General features: G+C 55.8%; 10 protein-coding genes. 4 read left to right on the forward strand and 6 right to left on the reverse strand.

What is annotated here, in order from left to right:
* Positions 1–571 precede the first annotated feature (571 nt).
* Positions 572–898, forward strand: a complete 327-nt coding sequence (locus tag OHL14_RS20060) for a tetratricopeptide repeat protein (protein WP_396270599.1) — start codon at positions 572–574, stop codon at positions 896–898.
* 285 nt (positions 899–1,183) lie between these two features.
* On the opposite strand, the gene OHL14_RS00350 is transcribed toward OHL14_RS20060, so the two are convergent.
* The 3 genes from OHL14_RS00350 to OHL14_RS00360 all read right to left on the reverse strand — a co-directional run bounded on the left by OHL14_RS00350 (position 1,184) and on the right by OHL14_RS00360 (position 9,947).
* Positions 1,184–2,656, reverse strand: a complete 1,473-nt coding sequence (locus tag OHL14_RS00350) for an alpha-L-fucosidase (RefSeq protein WP_263377315.1) — start codon at positions 2,654–2,656, stop codon at positions 1,184–1,186.
* Between the two features lie 107 nt (positions 2,657–2,763).
* Entirely contained in the window at positions 2,764–6,300 is a 3,537-nt protein-coding gene (locus OHL14_RS00355; RefSeq protein WP_263377316.1) for an alpha-mannosidase, read from the reverse strand.
* 77 nt (positions 6,301–6,377) lie between these two features.
* Entirely contained in the window at positions 6,378–9,947 is a 3,570-nt protein-coding gene (locus OHL14_RS00360) for a TonB-dependent receptor (protein ID WP_263377317.1), read from the reverse strand.
* 302 nt (positions 9,948–10,249) lie between these two features.
* On the opposite strand from OHL14_RS00360, the gene OHL14_RS00365 reads away from it, so the two are divergent.
* Positions 10,250–12,244, forward strand: coding sequence for a tetratricopeptide repeat protein (locus OHL14_RS00365; protein ID WP_263377323.1), 1,995 nt, complete (start codon positions 10,250–10,252; stop codon positions 12,242–12,244).
* 417 nt (positions 12,245–12,661) lie between these two features.
* Positions 12,662–16,072, forward strand: coding sequence for a S53 family peptidase (locus OHL14_RS00370; RefSeq protein ID WP_263377318.1), 3,411 nt, complete (start codon positions 12,662–12,664; stop codon positions 16,070–16,072).
* Positions 16,073–16,983: 911 nt separating this feature from the next.
* On the opposite strand, the gene OHL14_RS00375 is transcribed toward OHL14_RS00370, so the two are convergent.
* Positions 16,984–18,534, reverse strand: coding sequence for a DHA2 family efflux MFS transporter permease subunit (locus OHL14_RS00375; RefSeq protein WP_263377319.1), 1,551 nt, complete (start codon positions 18,532–18,534; stop codon positions 16,984–16,986).
* A gap of 32 nt (positions 18,535–18,566) precedes the next feature.
* Between OHL14_RS00375 and OHL14_RS00380 the strand changes: the two genes are divergently transcribed.
* Entirely contained in the window at positions 18,567–19,361 is a 795-nt protein-coding gene (locus tag OHL14_RS00380; RefSeq protein ID WP_263377320.1) for an AraC family transcriptional regulator, read from the forward strand.
* A gap of 155 nt (positions 19,362–19,516) precedes the next feature.
* Here the strand turns inward: OHL14_RS00380 and OHL14_RS00385 are convergent, their stop codons facing one another.
* Both OHL14_RS00385 and OHL14_RS00390 read right to left on the reverse strand, forming a co-directional pair.
* Positions 19,517–21,898: a hypothetical protein gene (locus OHL14_RS00385; protein WP_263377321.1), complete on the reverse strand. Its 2,382-nt coding sequence runs from the start codon at positions 21,896–21,898 to the stop codon at positions 19,517–19,519.
* Positions 21,899–21,968: 70 nt separating this feature from the next.
* The gene (locus OHL14_RS00390; RefSeq protein ID WP_263377322.1) at positions 21,969–25,079 is read right to left on the reverse strand and encodes a TonB-dependent receptor; all 3,111 of its coding nucleotides are present in this window, start codon (positions 25,077–25,079) and stop codon (positions 21,969–21,971) included.
* Positions 25,080–25,096 lie beyond the last annotated feature (17 nt).

Here is a 25,096-nt window from a genome sequence, read left to right on the forward strand (position 1 = left end):
GGTGTGGGGAGGCGGGAATCGCTACGCTCATCCCGCCTCCCCACACCCCTAATGGCGGTTATCTGAACACAGAGATAGCTGCGCTACACTAACACGCAAGATGGTTCAAAAGCTCGGGCAGGCCAGGTGCGGGCCGTAGCTAGCGTCACCCGAAGATTCTCGTCGAATAAGGCGGTGTCCGATGGTGCAGCATGGCATGCCAACCGCCGCATTATCAGTTCCTCCGGATCCTTCCTGCACGCGGCTAATTGCTACCGGGAAGTCGGATTGTCGTCAGTGATTTCTGGTTGCCGACAAGCGCCTCTATCAAAACTGATCGAAGTCTTACTAGACTGACCACTCGAAGCTGGATGCGTTCTCTGCCTGAGTGCGATCTTGAGATCGCCATTCGGATCGCTGGAAGAGGACGCCGAAGCGGCCATTCGCGACACGATCGGCCGAACCTACATGGACCTCGGACTCTACCCCAGGCGCGCATACGACATCATCAGGCGTTGGCTCTCTATACGAACTCTGTCGGCGTCGAGAATCCGGAGATCGCTAAGACCATGAGCCGTCTGTGACGGACTGCATGGCTTCAAGGCGACAAGTCCGATGCAGCGGCCATGATCGGACAAACCCTTGCAATCGAACGGCGGTTCCTCGGAACCGACGATTCCAACACGCTGTATTCCATGAACAATTCAGCCAATGTCTACCGGGGCAAGGCAAAGATGCGCAGACCGAAGCCCTCTACCGCCAGACGCTGAAGATCCGTCGCCGCGTACTGGGGACGAAATATCCAGACACGCTCACCTCGATGGTGCAGCGCCGTGTGCTGGGTTCCGAACGTCCTGATGTCTTACTGTCCGCGAGCAACCTGGCTGACACGTACTCCCGCGAAGGAAAGTTCACGTAAGCCGCGCCTCTATTCGCCGAGACGCGCGAAGCCAGCTCCCGGGTACTAGCACCGCAGCATCCCAGAACGCTTTCCTCAATATCTGACTTGCAAGGCAGGTTCGAACTGTCATCTCGTACGGCTCTGCTCGTCCTCGAAGGTCGTCGTCGGTCCTCGGGCCAGAGAACACCGAGACCATGCAATCAGCTACCGATCTAAGTCTGATATATCTACTGGGAAGAAAAGTACGCACAAAGTGAACGGCTCGCGCGCATGGCGTTTGAGTTCTACAAAGCGAAGCACCTCTCAGGCTGGTTCGTTGAAAATACCGACCTCAGCAATGTGGGGCTCTGGAGACAAGGCTTCAAAGCTAAGGCGAAGCTTCTTGGCGGTGATCGGCTTTGGTAGTCGCAGAATGGTCGTCGGAGCGGGGCTTCCTCCAGAAACTAGCGGCACCCAATCGGAACCAACGAGGGCTTCGAAACGGTAGCTGCGAATGCGGGTTTGTTGATAGTCATTCCAGGCACCAACGGATTCGACAATGCTCAGCGTGTTGAAGCGCTCATGGCGCATCAAGTCCACTTCAAGCCAAGCGTTTGTCTGGTTCTCCGGATACCAGCTTGAATGAAAATTGCCGTCGTTTGCCTGATCGGGTCCAGTGCCGTCGGGGTAGGAACTCGCGTGGATGGGCTTCCCCGTAGCAAGATTGCGTGTAGTGATCCCTACATGCGGCGAGAGCGGCTCGATGGACCCCGCCCTCTTCCATGTCTTCCCAATAGCCTCGAGACTGGCAAGAACATTCGGTGCCAGACGTCCTTCGCGGGTCGGCGGTGCATTCAGGATTAAGTTGCAGTGACGCTGATTGAGAGGCTCAAGCCATTCTTCGACCACGGTCGCAGTCGGCTTAGTACGGCCATGCAGATCTGCCTGTTTCCAGAACCATCCATCCGTAAGCGTCACGCAGGAGAGCGCTGGCAGATCACTGTGCAGTGGAACCTTCTGGCCTGCATTCTGCTCAAAGGCCTTGATGTCCGAATAGTATAAGCCGCGCGTCGGATACTGACTGGCATTCAGATCACAGATAAGGCAGTCAGGCTGGTGCAACTTCACCAAGTCATATATCTCGCGGAAAGGCACTTCCTCATAGGAGATGCGGCTCCACGGAGCATCCCAGCCATCAGTAATGAGGATGTCGATTTCACCATACTGCGTCATCAACTCGGTGAGTTGGTCCTTGATGAGTTGAACTTTTTCTGGCGTCACATTGAAGTGCCGGATATCGTCTCTCAACGAAAGAATCGAGTAGTACAGCCCCACCCGTAGCCCAGCCCCGCGGAAGGAATCGACATAGCGACGCACGACGTCCAGACCCGGTCGAGCCTGACGCACGCTCGTTCCCTTTGTGCGCGTGGGCCAAAGGCAGAACCCATCATGGTGACGCGTCGTAAGGCATCCCCAGGTCATCTGCGCAGACTGTGCAGCAGCTGCCCATTGATCGGTATCGAGCGCTGTCGGATTGAATACGCTGGCCGGAGAAGTCGGATCGCCCCACTCGCGATCCTGAAACGTTGCCATGTTGAAGTGGAGAAACATTCCGAACCGCAGATCTACAAAACGCTGCTGCAGTTCGAGCAGACGACTTGTAGCTGCTACTCCATCAGCCGCTGAAATCATCGGTACCTTGATTGCTGAACGGGCGGACGCGATCGGGCTCTTCGTCAGCAATGACAACGCAGACGCTTCGGAGGCGATACGGAGGAAGTCTCTTCTTGTCTTCATAGGAGCTGTACCAGTGTGGGTGGCTAGCGCGTTCAAACTGGACCCGAACGCGCCAGCCCTTTCTACGTCTCTCGTCTGTTCAAAGAATAATTCCTTCAAGCAGAGCTCTACTTCTCTTCTGTTCGAACGGACGACGGGAACGTGTCGTACAGAGGCTGCACCGGGGTTACCTCGTCCGCCTCCGTTGCCACACTCACAGCAAGCACCTTGATGTCCTTATTGCGTGGCAACTGCAAAGTCATGGCGCCAGCGGGAACGCTGATGCGATAGGCGAATAGGTACGAGTAGGAGTATGGCTCATTGTTTCCAGCCGAGTCATGTCGATGAGAGGCGAACCAGGCCACAGCAGCAGGTTTGATGAAGGCCGGAGTCAGACCCACAAACTCATCCGCTGTAATAGGCCCATTCTCTTTGACGTAAGCTCGAACTCGGCGTGCATGTTCCGCCGCCGCACTCTTGTCATCACTCTTTGGCTCATCCGGACTGGGTTTCTCAACAATCTTCCACTGACGGCTGTCCCACTGGCCGATAAAGCCACCCCAGTCCTGAACACTGACCTTCGCGTCGTGATCGCCGATGTGAAACACAGCGTCCTTATCTCCGTCAGCTGAAGCCATCAGGAGATAGACCGTGTTGAAGTTTCCCGCCGGGAGTGGAACCGTCTGGCCTTGAGCGCGGACCGCATCGGGAAATCCCGTACCAGCCGGTGCAAGTCTGAATCGGATTCCGTCGTAGGCAATAGACTCCGGTAGCATCTCCGCGGGAAGCGCCTTGCCACCATTGTCAAAGCTGCCACTGGTCGGGTTTCCGTCCTTAGTGGCGACTGCCTGATCGTAGGGGAGGTCAACGGATTCAGAGGGAACGCTTGCAAGTTGAACCGGAGCGGCAGCGAGCTTCACAGCGAAGGAACGCGGCTGATAACCGGTGAAGTCCGTGACAAGATCTCCGCCCACGAGCTGAGCTGGTCCAACAGGCTCCTCGGCCCCGTTGATCTCTCTTGCACTTACGATCTGTGACGGGAAGTGAAGATGAACGCCGTTCTGAACGGCACCATCGAGTTCAACGAGTCGCACAACTACCTCGTTCGAAGCCTCAGCTTTCTTCATGGCAAGCACGCGCACGCGGCTGTTGCTCACCTTCAGCAGCGAGAATTCTTTGCCAAGCCCTCCAGCATGTTTGCTGCTGGCGAACCCGATCAACGGCTGGTTCAGTCGCTCAGCTTCCCAGTCCGTCTGTCCTTTACGCCAGTCCTCGCCATGCCCGGCGATTCCGTAGACAAATTCATGGTGTCCCCAATCTTGCGACGCTTGGTCTTCATAGCCACCGCGGGTGCCGGGGCTTCGCAACAGTGTAAGGCGAAGCGTGTGGTCATCGGGCTTGTCAGAGCCGTTTTTGCAATCCGTTAGCACCGTGAGGCCAAACTTGCCAGACTTATCCGTGAGGTCGACCCACTGGTGCGAAGCAACTTCATACTTCTTGGGAACGTCATTACCACGCTGGATCGTACCGATGTCCCAGTTATATGTCGCAAGTGGATTTGCTACGTTGAGCGGGAAGGTCGCTTTGAGGTTAGCCTCCTTCGTCTTCCAGTCAATTACGTTGGCAAATTCGAGGTGATTCCCTGCCTCGCCTGCTGACAAACGAACCGTCTGGACGAATTTAGAACCTTCCGACTCGCGCGTAATCTCAAGCGCAACACGAACGGGACCGTTCTCGATCACCTTGAAGCTCGGGGTACCTTGCACATACGCGCGAGGCGCGTGCGTCTGATCGCTGTAGTCCATGTTCCACGCCGGCCATTGCGAAGGGTTATCCGTGCTGATCGCCATGCGGATCGGCGACGACAGCATCTCTCTGCCTACCTGCTTGTCATAGAAGCTGGAAACATCGCCGTTCGGATCCAGCTGCACACGATAGCGGCCGTTTTCGAGTGAAGTCTCTGTGACCGTCAACTTCGACGGCTGAGTCACAGCAACATCGACTGGCTGTACGTCATACACGGCGTAACCCACAGACGACATCTTCGCAAGGAACAATACCTTTGTCTTACCCTCGACCGTCGACACGATCTGACCAGCGATGAGCTTGCCGTTTGGGCCGACAACGCGAACGCCCTTGGGTGCGTTCCCAGGGAATAACAGCGTCGCTTCGACCACGTCTTCACGAGCAATGTTCAGAGGGTTATAGATGACTACGGGAACGCCCTTCGCCTGCGTATCCAGACCGGACGCGATTGAGTTCGTCGCGCTCGTCAGAACGTCAGAAAACTGGTTCATCGCGAGTACTTCGTCGTTCCATGAGTAGGTATACGCCTTAGGAGTGGCTGTACCGGGAACGACGTCATGGAACTGACCACCCATCACCAACGTCCATGCGTTCGTCAGACGCTCGAGTGGGTACGTACGTCCGCCCATCCAGTCCGCAGCGACAGATGCCCGCTCAGCAGCATCCGCAAGCAGTTCATTCTTGCGGTTCCAACGCTTCATATAAGCTTCCGATGTCAACGAACCAGCCGAATGCTCAACCAACTCGAGATCGCCAGAATAGCGTGGCAGTAACGCGGCCTGCTCGGGAGTAATCTTGTTGAACATCGTCTCGGCGGTCGCCTGCACAACATGCAGCGGCCCCTCGCCAACCTGAACAGTGGGAGCAGGCGCGTCATAAACGCCAGCGACAATGTCACCGCTCCGAGTCTTCGCCTTCGGCAGCATAGCCATCCCCTTAGTAAGGATCGCCTCCATCAGGCGAACGGATTCCTCCTGTGGCGCGCCGCCTGTATCACCGGTGCCGTAGTAACGAAAATCGACGGCGAGCCCGCTGGACGCAGCTACATTCTTGTTTCGATCGTTCCAGTACGTGCTGGTGGTGAGATCTTCAATGACATCGCTGTCGTACGCCGTGCCATTCAAAGCAGCTACAACGGATTTGCCATCCGGTCCCTGCCACACCCCCACATTGAAAGGGATACCGACAGGTGTCTTCTGCGGCGAGTCAGGGCCGCCAACCGTAGCGCCAGAGTGCCACGAGAGTTTCTGCGTAGAAAAACCCTTAATGCCAGCGTGCGCCAGGATGCTCGGCAACGATGCTGGGAAGCCAAAGCAATCCGGAAGCATGTACTCGGAGCTCGTCTTGCCGAAGTCTTTGCGGAAGTATTCCTTGCCATACAAGATCTGGCGAATGATGGATTCTGCCGACGGATTATTCACATCGTTTTCTTCCATCGACGAACCTGCAGGGAACCATCGACCCGCGGCTACATATTGCTTCACTTTCTCGTAGTCGGCCGGGTAGTACTCCTTCATCATGCGGTAGCGGTTCGCGCCGCTGAAGTTAAACAGATAGTGCGGGTATTTCTGGAACAGAGCAAAGTTGTCGCGCATCGTCTTAGGAAGAAACTCACCGATGGTCTGCGGATACTCCCAGCGCCACTGCGTATCCAAGTGAGCATAGGGAGTGACGTACAGTGTCGGCACATCATTTCCATTAATCGCGGCTACGGGGTTTTTCGTTCCCGAAGCAGGCGTAGCGCCGGCCGTAAGCTGCGCGTACGATGTCGCAGTAACCGTGAAGCCTGCAAAAAGAAGTGCCAGCAGGAGCTTCCCTTCTTGTGTCGGCCACTGTGATCGTGTTTTGTTCAACTTCATTACTTGATCCTCGGTGTACTTAGTGAAGCGCCGGGGTTCGTCGTGGAACCCCGGCTTGATGGAAACAGACCTGCGCTTTAGAAAAGCAACTTCAGTGAAAGCTGAATCTGCCGTGGAAAGTTCTGCTCCGTTGATCCGATCGTTCCGTAGCCAGACCAGGCTCCGGGAGCGTTCGGATCGACGACATTTGAGTTGCGGGTAAGAGGATCGGTGATGTTGCCGGTATTCGGGCCGCCAAAGATCGGCGTGTTGGTGATGTTGAATGCCTCGGCCTTGAACTGCAGTTTGTACGTTTGGTAGAGGGTGAACTTCTTTTCGACTCCCACGGCGCTCTGACCGGCCCAAGGAGTACGAACCTGCGTGGTCGTCGGCAACTGAGTGATTGCTGTGTACTGCGCCAGCGGAGCGAAGCACGAAGCCGAGCCTCCCGTGTTGTAAGCATTGACATTGTCCGAGTTGTTCAGCCAGCTCTTGTAGCTGTGTTGCGCCGGACGAATGTTGTAGCCACCGCAGCTGTAGGTATCGCCATTCGGATAACCGATCGGTTGGCCTCCGTCATTGGTGTAGATCCAGTCCAGCTGCCAGTCGTTGATGACCTCACCGACAACGCCGTGTGCGTTGGAGGCAAATAGGCCACCCTTACCGATAGGCAACGAATAAAGGCCGCTGAACGCAAAGTCCCACGGGCGATCGGTGCCGTCAATCGCATAATAAGGATTAGGATCGACCAGGCTATCGCTACTGTTATTCAACCTGCTGGTCGCACTCATGGTCTTCGACCACGTGAAGGACGCGAGCACGCTGAGACCCTTGGTGAAAATGTTCGAATTATTGATACGCTTCTCGATCTTCGCCTGCAGGGAGTTGTAGTTGCTGTAGCCCTGTGGGTCTGCGTAGTCGTACAGGATGGTGTACTCCGGGAATGGAACCATCAGCGCCTTGGCAGCCACGGTTGGGCTGGATCCGAGCGACGTGGAAGCACCTACCACACCATAGAACGGGTTCGTCACCTGCTGATTCAGCAGACCAGGGTTCGCATGTCCCGCAGCGAACTCCGCAGGTGTGATGGAGTTCAACTCAATGCCGGAGCGGAGCCGAGTCGTATGCGCTCCAACATAGCCCAGATCCCAGATGCTGTGGAAGGGAGCGATACCCTCCAGCCCAAAGGAGTATTGCTGCGTGCGTGGGATCTTACGATCGCGACGATCAAAGGTCACCTCGCCGCCTACACCCGAAGCCAGTCCTTGCGAGTTGCCGGGAGGCACCGTAAAGCCGTTTGGATACGGACTTCCAGTGTTGAAATAGCCGCTAGGGGTGACACCACCATTGAGCGAAGCTGTGTAGTTAGTGGTCTCTTCCCATGTCGATTGTGCACCCAGTTCAACGCCAAGGGCTGAGCTAAGTCCCCAGCCGCCGCGAACCACGATGTTGCCAGGCATCAGATAAGAAAAGCCGAATTTGGGAAGAAGCGAACCCAGTGTGTTTTGGTATGCGGTGAGCCCATTACCCGCGAATTGAAGTCCACCCAGAAGCGGATTGGGCAGAGCAGCCGCCGCGCCTGCGTAATTCAACTGGCTACCGAGTGGATTGGTGCAGGTGGTGCAGAAGCCTGCACTCAAGCGGTTGTTGCGGTCACGCGGCGAAGTCTCATTCTCCCAACGCAAACCGATATTGAGCGTCAGGTTGTGAAGAGCCTTCCAATCATCTTGCACGAAGCCAGCATAGTAGTTGTAGCTCTCGTATACGGACTCGAAATCATCCACGGAACCGCTATCGGGCAGACCGAGGAGGAGAGCAGCAATTCCGTCTCCATCACCTACATTCTGGTATGGGTCCTGTTGGGTAAACTGCGTCGCGAACGTGAACTGTCCGTTGGGCTGACCGATACCAGTCGGAACATCGTGGTAAAGCTGGAAGTCTGCGCCAGCGTGCAGGTTATGTTTACCGAAGACTTTGCTGACGGAAGGTGCCAGGTCATAAGTCTCGTACATCGTCGGATTTACTTCGTTGCCAATGATGTTCGCGGTGCAGCAGTTGTACATGTTGATCTCTGGTGCGTAGTCGGCAGTTGTCGTCGGAATCTTTGGCATATTGAGACCGAGGCTCGTTGCCGTCAGCCCAGGGTAGAGCCCTGCACCTAGCGCACCATCAGGAGAGCGATTGTAGGCACGATTGAACGACGCGCGGACGTCTCCGATAAAGGTTGAAGAGAAGGTGTGGGTAAGATCGAGCACCTGCGTCAAACTCGATCGGTAGGTATTGATATTTCCCTGAGCGATGGGACCAGGCATTCCAGAACCATTGCGGTACTCTTTGCCAGACCACCACGCAAACATGCCGTAAAAACGAGTCTTGTCCGAGATGTCGTAATCGATACGCCCGATGGGCTGGTTGTAGCTGTACTTGCCGGGATCTGTGCTTACGTAGTTGTTGCTGTAGGTGTCGCCTGCAACATTGGGCGCAGGCCACAACTTCATGATGGCCAAACCGATGGGGCTAACGCGGTTCGCCGGGATCGTGTTGTTCGGAAAAGGATCGCGGGTGTAGGCATTACAAGGGTTCTGCCCCAGTACCGTACAGCGCGTTGTATTCGGATCGTAGATGTTGTGCCCGCTGGTTGCGGCCAGATAGTTGGTCAAGTTCACACTGCCGTCTACTCCGGGCAGCATGTCAGGTGTTACCGTACCTGTAACGATGCCTACGGGTAGAACTTCGCGCCAACCTTCAAAGCTGCCGAAGAAGTAAAGCTTGTGATGCAGCACGGGGCCACCGAAGGTTCCACCGAACTGATGCTGATTATGAAACGGCTTCGGTGTGTGCGTCTGGTTTAGCTGGTAAGTGTTGGCTTCGAGAATAGAGTTGCGCCAGAAGTCGAACAGCGTGCCATGAAACTGGTTGGTTCCGCTCTTCAAGACCGTGTTGACCGTACCACCTGCCTCTCGACCATACTGCGCGTCGTAGGTGTTGGTCATGACCTTGAACTCTTCCACTGCATCCAGATTGGGAGCAATGTTCCAGGTTCCGGAACCGCCACCACCCTGCTGCGACACAGGAGCACCGCCGAGAGAGAACTGGTTGTAGTTACCTGACTGCCCATTGATCGAGTACGAGTTGGTTTCATCCCAGCCGCGAGTGCCAGAGTCTCCACCGGGACCAAACTGAGTCGTTGTAAACTTCACGCCAGGCGTCAGCGAGAGCATCGTGTAAACCTGGCGACCATTCAGAGGCAGGTTCTGCACTTTCTCCGGGTCCATAACCGTGCCACCCGAGGCGTCCTGAGTATTGAGTTCGACGGAATCGCTCGAGACACTCACCGTCTGGCTTTCCGCGCCAACCATCATCTTGTAGTTCAGATTGATTCTCGACGCGATATCCACATGGATATCGCCCTGAGTGACCGTCTGGAATCCTGGAGCTTCCACCACCACGGCATAGACGCCCAGCTCGATGAATGGAATCGTAAACTGGCCGTTTGCACCAGAGGTGCCATGGTATGTCTGCTGCGGTCCGGTTACCGTGATCTTCGCCTTCGGGATGACCGCGCCGCTCGAATCCGTTACTTGACCTACAATAGTTCCGCGATACTCCTGGGCTCGAAGCGAGACACCCAGCGCAAAGAAAAAGAGGAGCAGCAAGATCACGCGCATGCGAGATGTTGCGTGAGGGAATCTACCGACCAGACCATCCATACGACCTCCAAATTGAGCACACTGTCCCATCGCAATATTTCTCAGGCGTTTCTGTTGCGTTGGGTAAAACAGACTCTATGGGTTTTGTTGCTAGGAGTCGTGATTGCTTCTGAAAGCGTGATGAAATTTTTCTGAAGAAATTAATCCTTTGTTTGCTTCCAGATAGCGATTCCATGAGTTTCCAGACAAAGCAATTCGCTGACGACCAGCCTTGTTTTTGGTACGCTCACATCACACCCAATGCTGGAGGGATGCCCTTGGTGACGTTTCCATCCTCAGAAATCTCATACTTATTCGGAGAATATGAGCTCGATACGAATCGAGGCTTTTTGTGTTGCGGCGGAAAAGAAAGGCCTCTACGTCACCAAAGCTATCAACTGCTGCTCTATCTTCTGGAGCGGCCCGGTGTGCTCATCACAAAGGATCAGTTGACCGAGGCAATATGGAGTCATACCTCGGTCACGGACAACGCGCTCGTGCAGTGCATCACAGAGATTCGTCGCACGCTGCATGATGATCCACGCAATCCGCGCTTCATCAAAACGGTCCCCAAGATCGGCTACCGGTTTATTGCTCAGGTCCAGGTGATCCGTGAGCTCGCAACAGAACTTCCAGATGCCCTTGGAGTCGCGGAACCGAATCGCCAGGAGGATGTGTACAAGGAGGCCCTGATAACTTCGGGTCATCCTCTGCCCTTAGCCGAGGGGCCTTCGTCGCAAGCTCGCAAGACAAATCCCGGATCCAACCTGTTCCGCATTGCGGCCCTCATCGCACTCACCTTCTCTATTTCCTTGCTTTGTGGTGATAAGACTCACGCCGACTCCTTGACTGCTGCCAACCCCGATGCCACCGAAGCGCACAAGTTGACTGCCGTGAAACTTGATGGATCGACGGTTCGCCGTCCACTTCCGTCATCAGTCGATGTCGGTACACGGAATGTAGAGGCCTACCGCTACTACTCTCTTGGAGTCGAAGAGGCAAACCAGTTTCAGAACAGGCAGGCGATCGCCCTCATGCAAAAGGCGATCGAGATCGACCCCAAGTTTGCGATGGCCTATGCACGCATAGGCTACGCTTACGCGGTAATGGACTTCCAACCCGAAAGCGCGAATCGCTATCTGAAGCGCGCTTCGGAGCTTTCGTCCGGTCTGCCTGTGCTCAGTCGTCTTTATATAGATGCCTGGTCTGCGATTGCCCGAGCGGACTACAACACGGCCATCGCCGTCTTACAGCAGATCACTGAGCAATATCCGGAACAGATCGAGGCCTATTCCCAGCTAAGCCGCGTACTACGCGGACAAGAGAGACTCAAAGAAGCAAGCACCCTTCTAAGCAGCGGCATCCAGAAAAATCCAATGGGCAAAGATCTCTACAACAACTATGGGTTGATTCTGGTCGCGATGGGGAAGACCATGGACGCCCTGAATGCCTATAAGCGCTATGTCGATCTGGATCCACGAAACCCCAATGCGCACGACAGTCTCGGCATGGCCTACCAACAGACCGGGCAGTATAGCTCTGCGCTGACCGAATTCAACGAGGCGCTCAAACTCGATCCCGAATTTGAACCGTCGATCGTGCATCTTGGCGATGCGTATTACCAGCTTGGACAGAATCAGGACGCAGTGCGCGAATATCTTCGCTACATTCAGATCACTACCAATAGTTGTGCGAAGGCGATCGGCTATGGAGACCTGGCTATCGTCTACAGCGCAATGAGCAAGGAAGCCGAAGCACGCAAGGCTGCCTCTGACGAGTTGCGCTACAACAGCAGTTCAGTCTGGAACTCCCTCGTCTTTGCGCTGGAGGACCGGCGCTCAGACCGCGTCGTTGCGCTGAAAGAACGCCTATTTTCGAGCATGCCAAACCCTGAGCGTGGTTCCCCACCCGACCTGCGGATGGCGTTCTACTACCGGGGCTATTACGCCCTGAAGACCGGCGACTCATCCGGCGCGATTAGCTACTTCAAGTCCGCCCTCGAACATCTTCCACCTTCATCTGGGATCGATTCACACCAGGACTGCCTTGCAAACGCCTATTTGGAACTTGGGATGTATTCAGAAGCCATTGACGAATACCAAAGGATCCTGCGACTCAATGCCCACTACCCTGAGGCCTACTTTCACCTCGGCCAGGCCTATCGCGGGCTTCACAATACTACGGCGGCGAAAGACGCGTTCCAACACTACCTGAGTTCGATTCCGTCCGCCGATCGGGATAGCCCCGCGGTGCGTGAGGCTCAGCAATCCGTCTAACCCTCCCTGGAACGCCGTTGGACGATGATTCAGCGTTCACAGGCACGCACCCCGTGATCTGCGTCCTCTCAAGGCTCGTTTCGCTCGACGTAAAGAACACGTAGCCATCGTTCGAGATTGTTCGGCACATCCAAAACTAACAACTCCTTACATCATTCAAAATACGCACGTTATTCGTTCAGGGAAATTTCATCGCTTCTTCAGGAGATTTCACTACGGTGTCTCTGTGTGCCTCTAGAGTCTGTTTACCCAACAGAAAGCAGAACAGCGTGCTGGGATAGATGTGCTCAATCTGGAGGTTGTATGAAGAGTGTCGTCAGCTGGTCATTCATCGCAAAATCAACACATAAACCAACGCCCCTCGCGTCCCGCGAAGCTCCTTTTCGTAAGAAGGTAGCTTCACCCCGTCTCGCTACCATGCTCGTTGTTCTGCTGTCCTCTGCTGCTCTCTTTACTGCACCGGCGTTTGCCCAGCGTCGCGTGCTTCCTACGCAGCACAAGACCCCCTCAACCGATCCGGTCGTCAGTAACCTCTCCACATCGCAAGTGTTGAACCTCGGGATCACGCTTCCTTTACGGAACACCGATGCGCTGAAACAGCTCATCAAAGATCAGAGTGATCCGACCAGTCCGCTCTATAAGCACTACCTCACTCCCGAGCAGTTTGCTACGCAGTTCGGACCCACGGAGGCTGATTACAACAAGGTGATGACCTATGCGAAAGCGCAGGGCTTCACGATCAACAAGACCTTCAAGAGCCGTACCGTGGTGCAGGTTAGCGGTCCTGTCAGCTCAGTCAATCGCACCTTCGGTACGACGATACAGGTCTACAAGCATCCGACCGAAAAACGGAATTACCATGCGCCTAGCGTCGCACCAACGGTCGATGCGAACCTTCCCATCCTCAGTGTCGAAGGGCTGAGTAACCGCGATCAGCCCAAGCCGTTCTCCAAGCGAGGAACTCCACATGCTCAGTTCCTTACAGGCTCAGGCCCCAGCAACAACTTCCTCGGCAGTGACATCCGCACAGCCTACGCGGGCGACGTCACCTCACAAGGCGAAGGGCAGACAATCGGCCTGATCGAACTTGGACCTTACAATCTGAGCGACGTTCAAAGCTACTTCAGCACCATCGGTCAGACCAACAACGTGCCGATTTACAACGTTCTGCTAAACGTGGACGGCCAATGCACGGGCAACTGCGACGACGGCGAAGAGGTGATCGACATCGAACAGATCATTTCGATGGCCCCGAAGGCATCAGGTCTCCTGGTCTACGAAGGCTATAACGACTCGTCCAACTGGTTAGCAGCGTTTGCTCAAGCAGCAGACGACAACATCGCGAAGCAACTGAGCCTCTCGTTCGGATTCGGAGGAACACCTTCCACGCAACCAGGCTACGAGCAAGTCTTCATACAGTTGGAGGCGCAGGGACAAAGCCTCTTCATAGCCTCTGGCGACTCCGGCGCGAATGTCGGCGACATTGGCTATCCGGGCAACAGTCCCAACGTGATCGACGTCGGCGGAACGGACCTCACAACCAATGGAGCCGGCGGGGCCTGGTCGAACGAAGTCACCTGGGTTGATTCGACGGGTGGATGGAGCACGCAATCTCCTATCCCGGCCTTTCAGACTCCCTTCATCAACTCTCAGAATCAAGGGTCGACCCAATACCGCAATGTTCCTGACGTCGCCGCTGAGGCAGACTTCGACAGCTACTACTGCGCCAACGGAGGTTGCTACACCGGCATCGGAGGCACGAGCCTGGCCGCCCCGCGCTGGGCAGGCTTCATGGCCCTCGTCAACCAACAGTCCAATGGACACGGCGTTGTCTTCAATTCAGCAACTCCCTACCAGATCGGCGCAAGCAACAACTACAGCGCCGTGCTGCACGACATCAGCCAAGGCAACGACTTCAACACAGGTAGCCCAGACCTCTTCACCGCCGTTCCCGGCTATGACCTCGTAACAGGATGGGGCTCTCCGAATGGGCAGGCTCTGCTCAATCTGCTGGCTCCTCCAGCGGAGGTAAACGCCGGCACCAACTTCACAGTGACAGCAACGCCGGACGCCGTTTCAATCAAGCCTGGCGGCTCCACTACAGCAACCGTTACCGTCACTCCGGTCAATGGCTTCACGGGGCAGGTTACGCTTTCCGCAATTCCTGTGGGTTCGCCTGCAGGTGTCTCAGCGTCGATAGCCAACACCATTGTCGCTGCGGGCAGCGAGACCACCATAACCATTGCCACAACCTCCACGACACCACCCGGGAATCAGATGGTCGCCATCACAGGAACGGCAAATGGCCTCACGCAAACCGCCTATGTCCGCCTGGCCATACCGGACTTCAGCCTGACCGTGGCCAGCCCAACTCTCTACATAAACCAGTCGAGCAGCGCCACGGATACCATCACGGTCGATGCTCTCAATGGCTTCTCGACTCCTGTGGCCTTGAGTCTTTCCACCCTGCCGCCAGGCATCACCGGCGCGCTCTCCGCAACCAGCACGACCACAACCAGCACGCTCACGCTGAAAGCCGCCAACGCCGCCGTTCCAACGTCGGGGACTCCTGTCTCTATCGTAGGAAATGCGGGCTCTATCGATCGCGCCGTACCCGCATTGACCCTTGCTGTCAGCGCAGCAACCGGAGACTGCGGCGTAGGCACCGAGGTGAACCTCAGCGGCGCATATAACGTTTCTGGCCTTACAACGGATGGCACCACGGTAACTGGCTCAGGCATCGATGGCGACGGCTACACACTCTCCTCCACGATCCTGACAACCACGCGCGTACTCAACGGAGTGCGTTTCAAGTTTGGTCCGACCAACGCACCAGACGCGGTATACGCGGCAGGTCAAACCCTCGCCCTAACGGCTGGCAAGTTCCAGACTCTACAACTTATGGGGCTTGGCTTGAATGGCACACAAACCGGCCAGGTAATCACGGTCACCTACACGGATGGCTCGACCGCGCAGTTCACGCAGAGCTTCAGTGACTGGCATACTCCATCCATAGCGCTCAACGAAATGGAAGCCATCGCGATGCCATATCGCAATACGGCAGGCGGCGCTACCAGCACCGGTCAGTTCAACGTATACGACTACTCCTTGCTTCTTGACTCCTCCAGGACAGTCAAGAGCGTCACCTTGCCCAATAACCGCAACGTCGTGATCCTCGCCGCCACGCTCTCGCCCTTCCCTGATGGCACGGCGGTGACGCTGCCGTTCAACGCCACCGGCATCTATACCGATGGCACAACCTTTGACGCTTCAGGCGGTCTCGACGGGGGCGGTGCAGCCTACTCGGCAAACCTGCTGAACGACGGCACAACCGGTGAGCACATCATCGTCGACGGCATCCGATTCATTCTCGGCGATGCCGACGCTCCGAACGCCTACTACGGCACAGGCGCCAAGCTTGCCTTACCACAAGGCCTCTACAGCGAACTGACGATGGTGGGCACCGGCGTGCAGGGTGACCAGACTGACCAGACTGTCTTGGTGACCTACACTGATGGCACAAAGGCAACCTTCACCCAGAGCTTCAGCGACTGGTCCTCCTTCGAGGGTTTCGCCAACGAGTCTCTGGTAACGAAGATGGCCTATCGCGACTACAACGATGGCAGCAAGAACACGCAGAACTTCAACGCCTATCGTTACACCTTTGCCCTTAACCCATTGAAGAAAGTGGCGAGCGTAACCCTGCCCAACAACCGCGACGTCGTGATCCTTGCTATGACGCTTGACAATAATCCGACGTACTATGCACTCGAGGATTTGCTCTGCAAGTCACCGTTTGCAGGCGCGCTGGAAAAATCTATGTTCTAAAACACCAGGACACTCGTTTATGGGCGCCGGAATAATCCGGCGCCCATTTCTGTGACCTAACATCAGAGGTGATTTGTCTGCAAACGCATGCAATTACTGAGTAGAGACGCAACGCCTCCGCCAATGACTACGACTTGAGGCCCGTACGCGTCTACCAAGCCAACAGTTCAAATGCTCCCGATGCGCAGACAGCGTTGACTCGCTTCCATTGCTGAAGCATCGCCCCCGCGTCGCTGTGAGCAAATACGGTCGCGAAATCCAGCTTCGTAGCTTGCGCCAAAAAGCTCTAGGAGTATCCGGGGGACTCTCGTACCAGCAGAGGTAGCGTCCATCCGGAAGCCCGAGTGGGAGCGACCAAGTGAGGCCATCAGCGACGTGCCCTCCGTCGCGCGTTGTCTTCGTTGTGACTGACATGAATTAGGCTTTATGCAAAAACTGGTGGGCTACGTTATGGGTCAGCAGCGGGCAAAGCCGACTGGAACCTCGTACTGGAAGCCGCAAGCGGCGTCTCCGGGCAGCCGACGACACCCCTGCTGCTTTAGCTATCTGGGCCTTACTGCATGGATACGCTACTCCGGAACACTCCGGAGCATTCGGACCATCCGCTCCCAAAAGCGGGTTGAAGCGAGGAAGAGACGCCTTCTTGAGCAGCTTCGGAAGTCCTCCCAGCTCCTTAGGGAAAGAACAGACGGCGCTCGCGAAAAACCCGCGACGAACGAAGAAGCCAATGAACTGACCAAGAATGCTGCGATGTCGGCTTGCTCTTCCCAATGTCGCTTGACGAGAACAGGCCAATGCACGTTCCCAGCACCCCAACAGCCTCGAAACGCGCCTTGGCGGTTTTACATCAGTTGAAAATCAGAGCAACTGAAAAACTGTTGCCGTCACTTGCCCATCGCACGCTTCCTGACTCACGTAGGTCGCTTGCGGACAGCGAAGAAGATTGCAACCGGCGAAAGCGCAAGTGAAACATACATCAGCAACCGAAAGCAGTCGATATAGCAGAGCAGAAGTGCCTGCCGATTAATCTCCTCGTGAATCCATCCAAGGGCGCGCACCGTGGCGTCGGTTCTGGAGTCGCCAGACAACGTGCTGAAATAGGAGGCCCGGTCCTTCAGCGTGCCAGACAAGAGAGTCGACGATGAAGACAGGTTTTGAACGAGGTACGTTCGATGGACCTGTACATCTCGTACGAGCATAGTGTTCACGACGGAGATGCCGATGGCAGAGCCTAGATTGCGGAAGAGTCCGTACAGTGAGGCCGCCGCATCATTCTTTCCCTTCTTCAATTGAGAGAACGCAAGAACGCTGATGGGGGTAAGAAAAAGCGCTACCCCTGAGCTTTCGAGAATTCGAAGCTTCACAATCGCTCCGTAATCGACTTGAAGCGAAAGGCCGCTCAACCGATAGAACGCGAATGTCGTAACCATAAGCCCGCTGATGATCAAGATGCGATGGTCAATTCGTTTCATCAGCCACGTCGTCAGCGGAAGAAACAGCAAGAGGACAAATGATCCCGGAGAAAGCACCATGCCGCTGTCCGTGGCGGTATAACCCAGCATTCCATGCGTGAACTCGGGAAGTAGCGCGGTACTGGCATAGCGGGCGAAGTATGTGAAAAAGATCATGCCGCTCGCCAGCGCAAAATTACGGTTCGCCAACAGGCGAAGTTGTAGCACCGGGTGCCTGGCACGGAACAGCTCGTGAAAGACGAGGAATAGAAGAGACGCACACGATAGGGCTGCTGCCGTGCAAACCGCGGGTGATGCGAACCAATCCGCGCGTTCACCACGATCCAGGACATACTCCAGGCATCCGAGTCCTACCGTGATGGCGAAGAGCCCGGAGTAGTCGATAGGCGCATCCTTCGTGTGATCATGGGGTTTCTCCGGCTGTAGAGCGCGATTGAGACAATAGGCCGCAATGCCGCACGGGATATTCAGAAAAAATATCCAGCGCCACCCCCAATTATCACTGAGCCAGCCACCCAGCACCGGTCCCAGCGTCGGGGCCAGCACGATAACCACGGAGTAGAGCGTAAACGCAGATGCGATTCGTTCTTTCGGGAATAGATCAGCCAGGATGGCTTGTGTGGTTGGTTGCAAACCTCCTCCACCCAGTCCTTGCATAACGCGAAAGAGAATAAGAATCGGCAGGCTGGGTGCGATGCCGCAAAAGAACGAACTTACAGTGAACATCAGGATCGAAAGGAGATAGAAACGCTTCCGTCCGATCCGTCCTGAGAGCCAACCGCTCATCGGCAGCACCACCGCGTTGGCAACCAGGTACGAGGTAAGTACCCAAACTGCTTCATCCAAGGACGACGATAGATTGCCTGCGATGTACGGCAGCGCAACATTCGCAATAGACGTGTCGAGCACCTCCATAAACGGAGCGATGATGGCTGCAGCTGCGATCAGCCATAGGTTGCGGTTTGTGGTCGGAATGCGCTCGCCGCTCATATACTGAAAGGCTAGGGCGGCAGGTTCGCGATATGCAGACAGAAACTATCGACATCAGGACAGACGAAGCTCTCGCGGCATGTTTGCGCGTTGCCCGGCCCGTTGCTGCCCTAGCCTTTGATTACGCTGAGGACGATCATGTCCCCTTGCATGAGCACGTCAAGGCACAGCTCATTTATGCGATTGAGGGCACCATGGTGCTCTCCACACGTGAAGGTAGATGGGTATTGTTGCCTACGCGAGCCTTGTGGGTGCCGGCGAAGACACAGCACTCCATCCGGATGCGAGGTTCGGTTCGCATGCGTACGGTCTTCTTTGACCACACCGTGGTCGCTCCAGCCTCAGGTTGTGAGGCGGTCAGCGTATCTCCCCTGCTACGGGAACTTATCGTCAACATGCTGCAGGAGCCAGTCCGATACGCCGCTACCAGCCGCGGAGCGCAGATTGCAGCACTCATCTCCAGCGAACTTCGCGTGTGCCATACACTGCCCCTCTCATTGCCGTGGCCTCGGGATGCTAAACTCCGCAAGGCGTGCGCTGCTATGCAGCGAAACCCGAATTTGTCCGGGGATATGGAATACTGGGCGGCGCGGTCGGGCGTGAGCAGCAGAACACTCGCGCGTCTCTTTCGTTCGGAGACCGGTATGAGCTTTGGCGAATGGAAGGCGCAGCTTCTCCTGCTGGAGGCACAGGTTCGACTCGCGCAGGGGCAATCCAGCTCGCGCATTGGAGCCGCCTTGGGCTATGCAAGCCATGCGGCATTCTCCGCAATGTTTCGGAAGGCGACAGGGCTTACTCCATCCGAGCACCTGAAGAACCTCTGTTGATTTCCACTAGCGAGAACAGGCCGAGTCACTCATTGAGGACTTTCGGATTATCTTGAAGAACAAGATTCCCGGACACGGCGCTATAGGCAATATCGAGGCTGAGCTTGAGACCCCGAACTAGGTTGATCACACCATGAGCGATGTTGCTGCCTCGGTCAGTGTTGAGGTCTAGCTGCGGACGAAATCGAGCCACATCTCACAGCCCGCCAACGTTCATATAGAGAACTCTTCCGGGGATCGGGATCTTCGTATCCCTGAAGCCAGAAGCGAAGCCAATCGATGTTTCCCTGCTGAGATTCTAGTCGCTCAAGGGGCCTTTGGTGAATGTGAGTACCTTCCGGGAAGTAGATGAGGTCAACTGGTTTGTGCTGCATATAGAGGGACGAGTAGAGCTCCCATTCCTGGAGAACCGAGGCGGGATTGATCACCTCGATACGAACGGGTGTCAGGACTTGATCAAGATGAAAAGCTGGGGACTCTTTGATCCAGCGATCAAGATTCGAACCGATGGGACCGCCACCTCTAATCCGATCCATCTGATCTCGAATAACCGTGGCTCCTGGAGCAAACAAGACATACTGCATATAGCTGTTGTCCAGTCCATCGGCAACAGTTGCTGCCGCGAACAGTTTGGGAGCCTTCACGATGGCGTTGACCACATACCAGCAGGTCCAGCTGAAACCCACTGCACCAACTTTGGAACGATCAATCATGCCAGCTTGGGAGAGACTGTCGATGGCGCTTTCATAGGCATCGAGATGAATCTGCGGGTCGGCTTCACTGATGAGGCTAGGTTTCTTCCGGATCTGCAGCACCATGAAACCCACGCTCGCGAGTTCTCGCGCAGCGAAGGCACTGGGCTCCGTACCATCGGTTAGGAATTCGTTCTCGCGGAACTGATACATCTGGATCACAAGCGGATATCGATGACCTGGCAGGTAGCCGATAGGTTTGACTAAGCCTCCCGTCCACTCTCTTCCGGTGTGATCCTTCCAGCGGTAGACGGAAGCTTCGCCAAGACCAATTTGCTTGAGCTGTGGGTTTGGATCCCAGATTTCGCGAGCACGTCCCACGTTTGAATCGGACGCCCACAGCGTGGGCGGATCGTTGAGCGCCTGCCTTATAAACACCTTGGGGCGCTCTACCGCTCCGATTGCAGCTGATCGTTCTATATCTGGCCGAACGTTGTACGCCGCTGATGAGTCAAGAGGATCGGAGATCCAGCGGCCACCGCGCAAACGATACAAGGATGACTTGTGCTCCACCGAATAGACAGGCGTGGCGGACACAATCACCTCGTCCGCGTCTTTGCCAAAACGCACCGCTTCGACACGATCCTGACTCGTTGGAGGATTGGTGTTCCTGAATAAGAGACAGCGAGCATGAAGAGAGGGCAGGTCAACGCTTGCCACGGCGCACGGCTCATTGAGCTGTTGAGGACTGGCTCCCGCTTTTTCTTCGAGAGGTAGGAACACATTCGTGACCAGGACTCTTGACCCGTCCGTAGACCAGACCGCTGTATTGACATCAGAGTGGCCGAGGCTCCATGCATTCGGCGCAGCGATAAGAGGCACTGTTCGGCCTGTCGACAAATCAGTGAGCCCATACTCTCGTGGTCGTAGCGCATTCTCTGGACTGGCGAGTTGCGGATCGCTGCCGTCAAGACGTAGCTGCTGATAGGCAGCTACGGGGTTATAAGCCTTCCATGAGCTGGAAACCTTTGAGACGGGCAACATGGAGATGAGCTGGCGTCCATTGGGAGACAGTTTGAAGGGAAAGAGCTCCGAGTGAACGGTGATGTCCTGCTCTGCGTAGCCTGGTACCTGCTGACTTGCTTTGGAATCTGGATGGGCAATGCCCAGGATATAGGTCTTTGGGTAGTAAGAGGTCAGCCGTCCCGGAAAGACAATGTCTGCAAGCTTGACCCCGGTCACATCGAGAGCGTCTCTGTTGATAGCTTCGCCCTGCGTAGGGCGCGCTTGTCCGATAGGAGACGCTAGGTACACAATCCGGTCCCGGGAGATGTCGAAGCGATCGACGTCATAACCAGCAGGCGTGAGCGTATGCACGTCACCGCCAGAGAGTCCGACCTCGGCAACTTGGGAGGTACCCTCCGAGCTGCGCCTGAGAAAGTAGAGACTTCGCGAATCAGAGGACCACCGAAGGTCCTTAATTGCAGGAGCAAAGGCACTCATCTGTTCGCCAGCGGGCCGTGCCGAAACAACGGCAACGATATGCGGAATTGGTGTCTTCAGCGAAGGATCGTGGAGATAGTGCTTCACATCGTTTAGGTCAAAGACGAAGACGGTTGATTCAACCTGATCCGAAGCGAGTAATCCTCTTGTCGTAATAATCGCAGCATATTGACCATTGGGTGAGTACTTGGTGTCACTTCCCGAAGGATCATCCCTCTCAGCGGAGGGATCGGTAAAGCGCGCCATGGCAATGTCATCTTTGACGGAAAAGTTGTGGGATTGTGCGATCGAGTTGGCTCTGCATGTCAGCAAAAGGATCGCAAAGTAAAGACGCGAGTTCATAGGTCCCCCTTTGAGGAGATGTGTCGTTGAGAAGACAAGTCGTCTGAGAGAAAGAAGTGGGGGTGGGCAGTTAGAAGAGGAGCTTCAGGGCAAACTGCATCGACCGCGCGCCGCCTTGCTGATATTGCGATGCCACCGTACCGAGGCTCGAGTTCAACATCTTGGTGGCCTGACCGAAGGTCGCATCCGTGAAGGTGGAGTCGACATAACCGAAGTTCGGATGATTGAGGAGATTGAAGTTCTCTGCTCGAAACTGCAGAACCGTAGCGCCGTGCAGAGGGATATCCCGCCGAACCGCTAGATTGAGCTGCGACTCGCCGAAGCCGCGCACGAAGTTGCGAGGTGCGTCACCCGAGCTACCCGTTACAGGAAGGCTGAAAGCAGCCTTGTTAACCTCCTTGCCGCCAGGGAACTCAGCTCCGTGGAGGTAGACCGGTGTACCTGGCACCAAATTCAAGCCACCACTGTATTCGTTCCCCGTGGTCGGGTCGGTCACCAGATTTCCACCCAAAGTCACGGGGAACGCCGTGCGCGTGATGAAGCGAACATCCACAGCCCAGTCCCGCATCAGAGAGCTGGCAGCGGTTTGCTTAGCAGGCGCGGGAATCTCCCAGCTGACGCCGCTCTGGAAGTTGTGACGTACGTCGAAGTCAGCGTTACCCCGTTGCAGGGGAAGCGCGGAAGCATTCGAGCCATAATCAAGGGCATGGGCCCATGTATAGGAGGCGAGTGCCTGGATACCCTTCACGACTGAGCGCTGAAACTGCACTTGAAGCGACTGATAGTTCGAGGTGATTCCGTTCTTGAAGTACTGCACGTAACCGAAGTTGGGGTTGACCGAGGTTAGCAACGCCTGCTGGAGTCCAATCAGCCGTCGCCCGTTGGATGCCACATACGAGACGGTGACCGATTGATGAGCGCCGATTCCCTGCTGCACCGCCACATTCCATTGAAGCGAATAGGGCAACTGCAAGTGCGCAGGAAACGCTGTGATCTCGGAGCTCGTATAGGGAGCGCTCGCCGTGATGGGTATGTTGAGTTGGCTTAGCGTGTAGGGGATCTTAACGCCAGGGACTACTTGAGAGGCCCGAAAGCCAAGCTCGTCGTACCCGATCGTGGCGATCTCATCGGGCGTATCGAAGAAGACGCCTCCACCGAATCGAACAACAGTTTGCATGTTGGGCTGGTTGCGCGCCGTCCATGCAGCTCCCAGCCGCGGAGCGAAGTTGTACCAGGTCGTATGCCAGAGCGGCGTTCCCTTCGGTGCGACCGCGAGTGAGGCAGGATTATTGACATTGCCCAGGAGGGTGTAAGCGTCATCTCCATGTGCCTCTGTCGGCGGAGGACTCAATTCCCAACGGACGCCAAGGGAGAGGTTCAACCGAGGGTGAATATGCCACTCATCCTGAGCGAAGATCGCACCCTGATTGAATACCGGTGTTGCGGAGCGAAAGCGGAACACGTAGGCAGCATCAGGAACACCCGTTATGAGTCCCGACGTGCTCAGGAAGACAGGATACGGCTCAACGTTGGGCGGCGTCAGCGGAGAGATGATGCGCCGATAATCGACCCCGACTTTGATCGAGTGCTGGTGGCTCAAGAGCCCTACGGTATCGACGAGATTCCACTGTCGTCCCTGATCTTGTGTATTCCGTACGGCCAGGATCGGCGTTCCAATACCAGCGATCGAGATAGTGAGCTGTGGGTAGACGCTCGTGAACGAACCTGCTCCAAGTGCCGATGACAGATCCGTCGGTGTTGCGCCACCGAAGTTGTCGAGCGTACCTAGCTGGCGGGAGTCAGATCGTGCGTAGCCCAGTCGAAATTCGTTTGTAAACTCACTGGTGAACTGACTGCTTGCGCCCAAGGTATACGTCTGAGCATTGCCCGTGGTGCTGGTTCGCGCGAAGGTTGGTCTCGACTCTGTCGAACTCGGTGTATCCCCGAATCGGAAGAACAGCGCCAGCTTTGATCCCAAGGTGTGGTCCAGTCGGACGCTGGTTGAATCAATGACACTCGGCAGGGAGAACGGTGCTATGAACTGCGCGAGGCTGGGACTTGAGACGGTTCCATAATCGATGCCATTGGGCAGAGGAAAGGCATTCAGAATGGGCTGCATCGCTGATACCGCCTGCGCACGCATGGCCAGATCAGGCACGTACTGGATAGCAGCTGCCGTAGGCTGCGTGAGGCGCAGGCCCTCGTAAGAAACAAAGAAGAAACTGTGATCCCTTCCGTTGTAGAGACCTGGGATCCATATCGGTCCACCCAAAGTGGCTCCAAAATCGTTTTGGCGAAGGGCGGGCGTGGGCACTCGATAGTGATCATTGAACCAGTCATTCGCATCGAAGAAGTTGTTGCGGAGATAATCGAACGCGGCTCCGTGGAAGGCGTTCGTGCCTGAGCGAGTCGCCAGAGAGAACTGGCCACCCGGCGATCTTCCATAGGCGGCGGAATAGGTCGAGCTCTGTACCCGGAACTCCTGAAGAGCGTCGACCGAGATCAGAGTCTGAGTTGTGCCTAAAGCAGTGGACCCGCCAAGGGTTCCACCCGTGGAAGCCCCGGCGGTACCACCACCATTGCCAGAGCTGATGTTGGCGGCTACGCCATCCACCGTGTAATAGTTCGATTGCGTCCGCTGGCCGTTCACACTGAAATCGCCAGCTGCACCAACTGTCGCCGTCGAGCTCTGAGGACTCTGCGTCACCACGCCCGGCGTCATGGAGATAAGGTCCTGAAAGCTACGACCATTCAGCGGAATGTTTTCAACGAACTTACGGTCGATGACCGTGCTGACGCTTGCGTCTGTTGTATTGATGGTGGAAGCAGACGAATCGACGGTGACGCTCTCGGAGGTCGCGCCGACCGGTAGTGTGAAATTGAGGGACACCGCACTTTCGACATTCAACACAACATCGGCCTGAATGATGGTCTTGAAACCTTGCTTTGACACCTGCACGTGGTAATGGCCTGGCGGCAGGATGGGAACCAGATACATGCCGACATTGTTGGTTTGTGCCGGATAAATGACGCCCGTGGCATCATTCGCGATCTCTACATCCGCACCTGGGATGAAGTTGCCGGAGTGATCGGAAACGCCTCCGCTGATGGTGGCACTCGTTGACTGCGCAAGGAGAATCGACGGGAGAAGACAGAGGCCCAGGACAACTAAGAAACGCATGCGGTGCTCCGAAAGAG

It is taken from the genome of Granulicella paludicola, from assembly GCF_025685545.1.
GTDB classification, from domain to species: Bacteria; Acidobacteriota; Terriglobia; order Terriglobales; family Acidobacteriaceae; genus Granulicella; species Granulicella paludicola.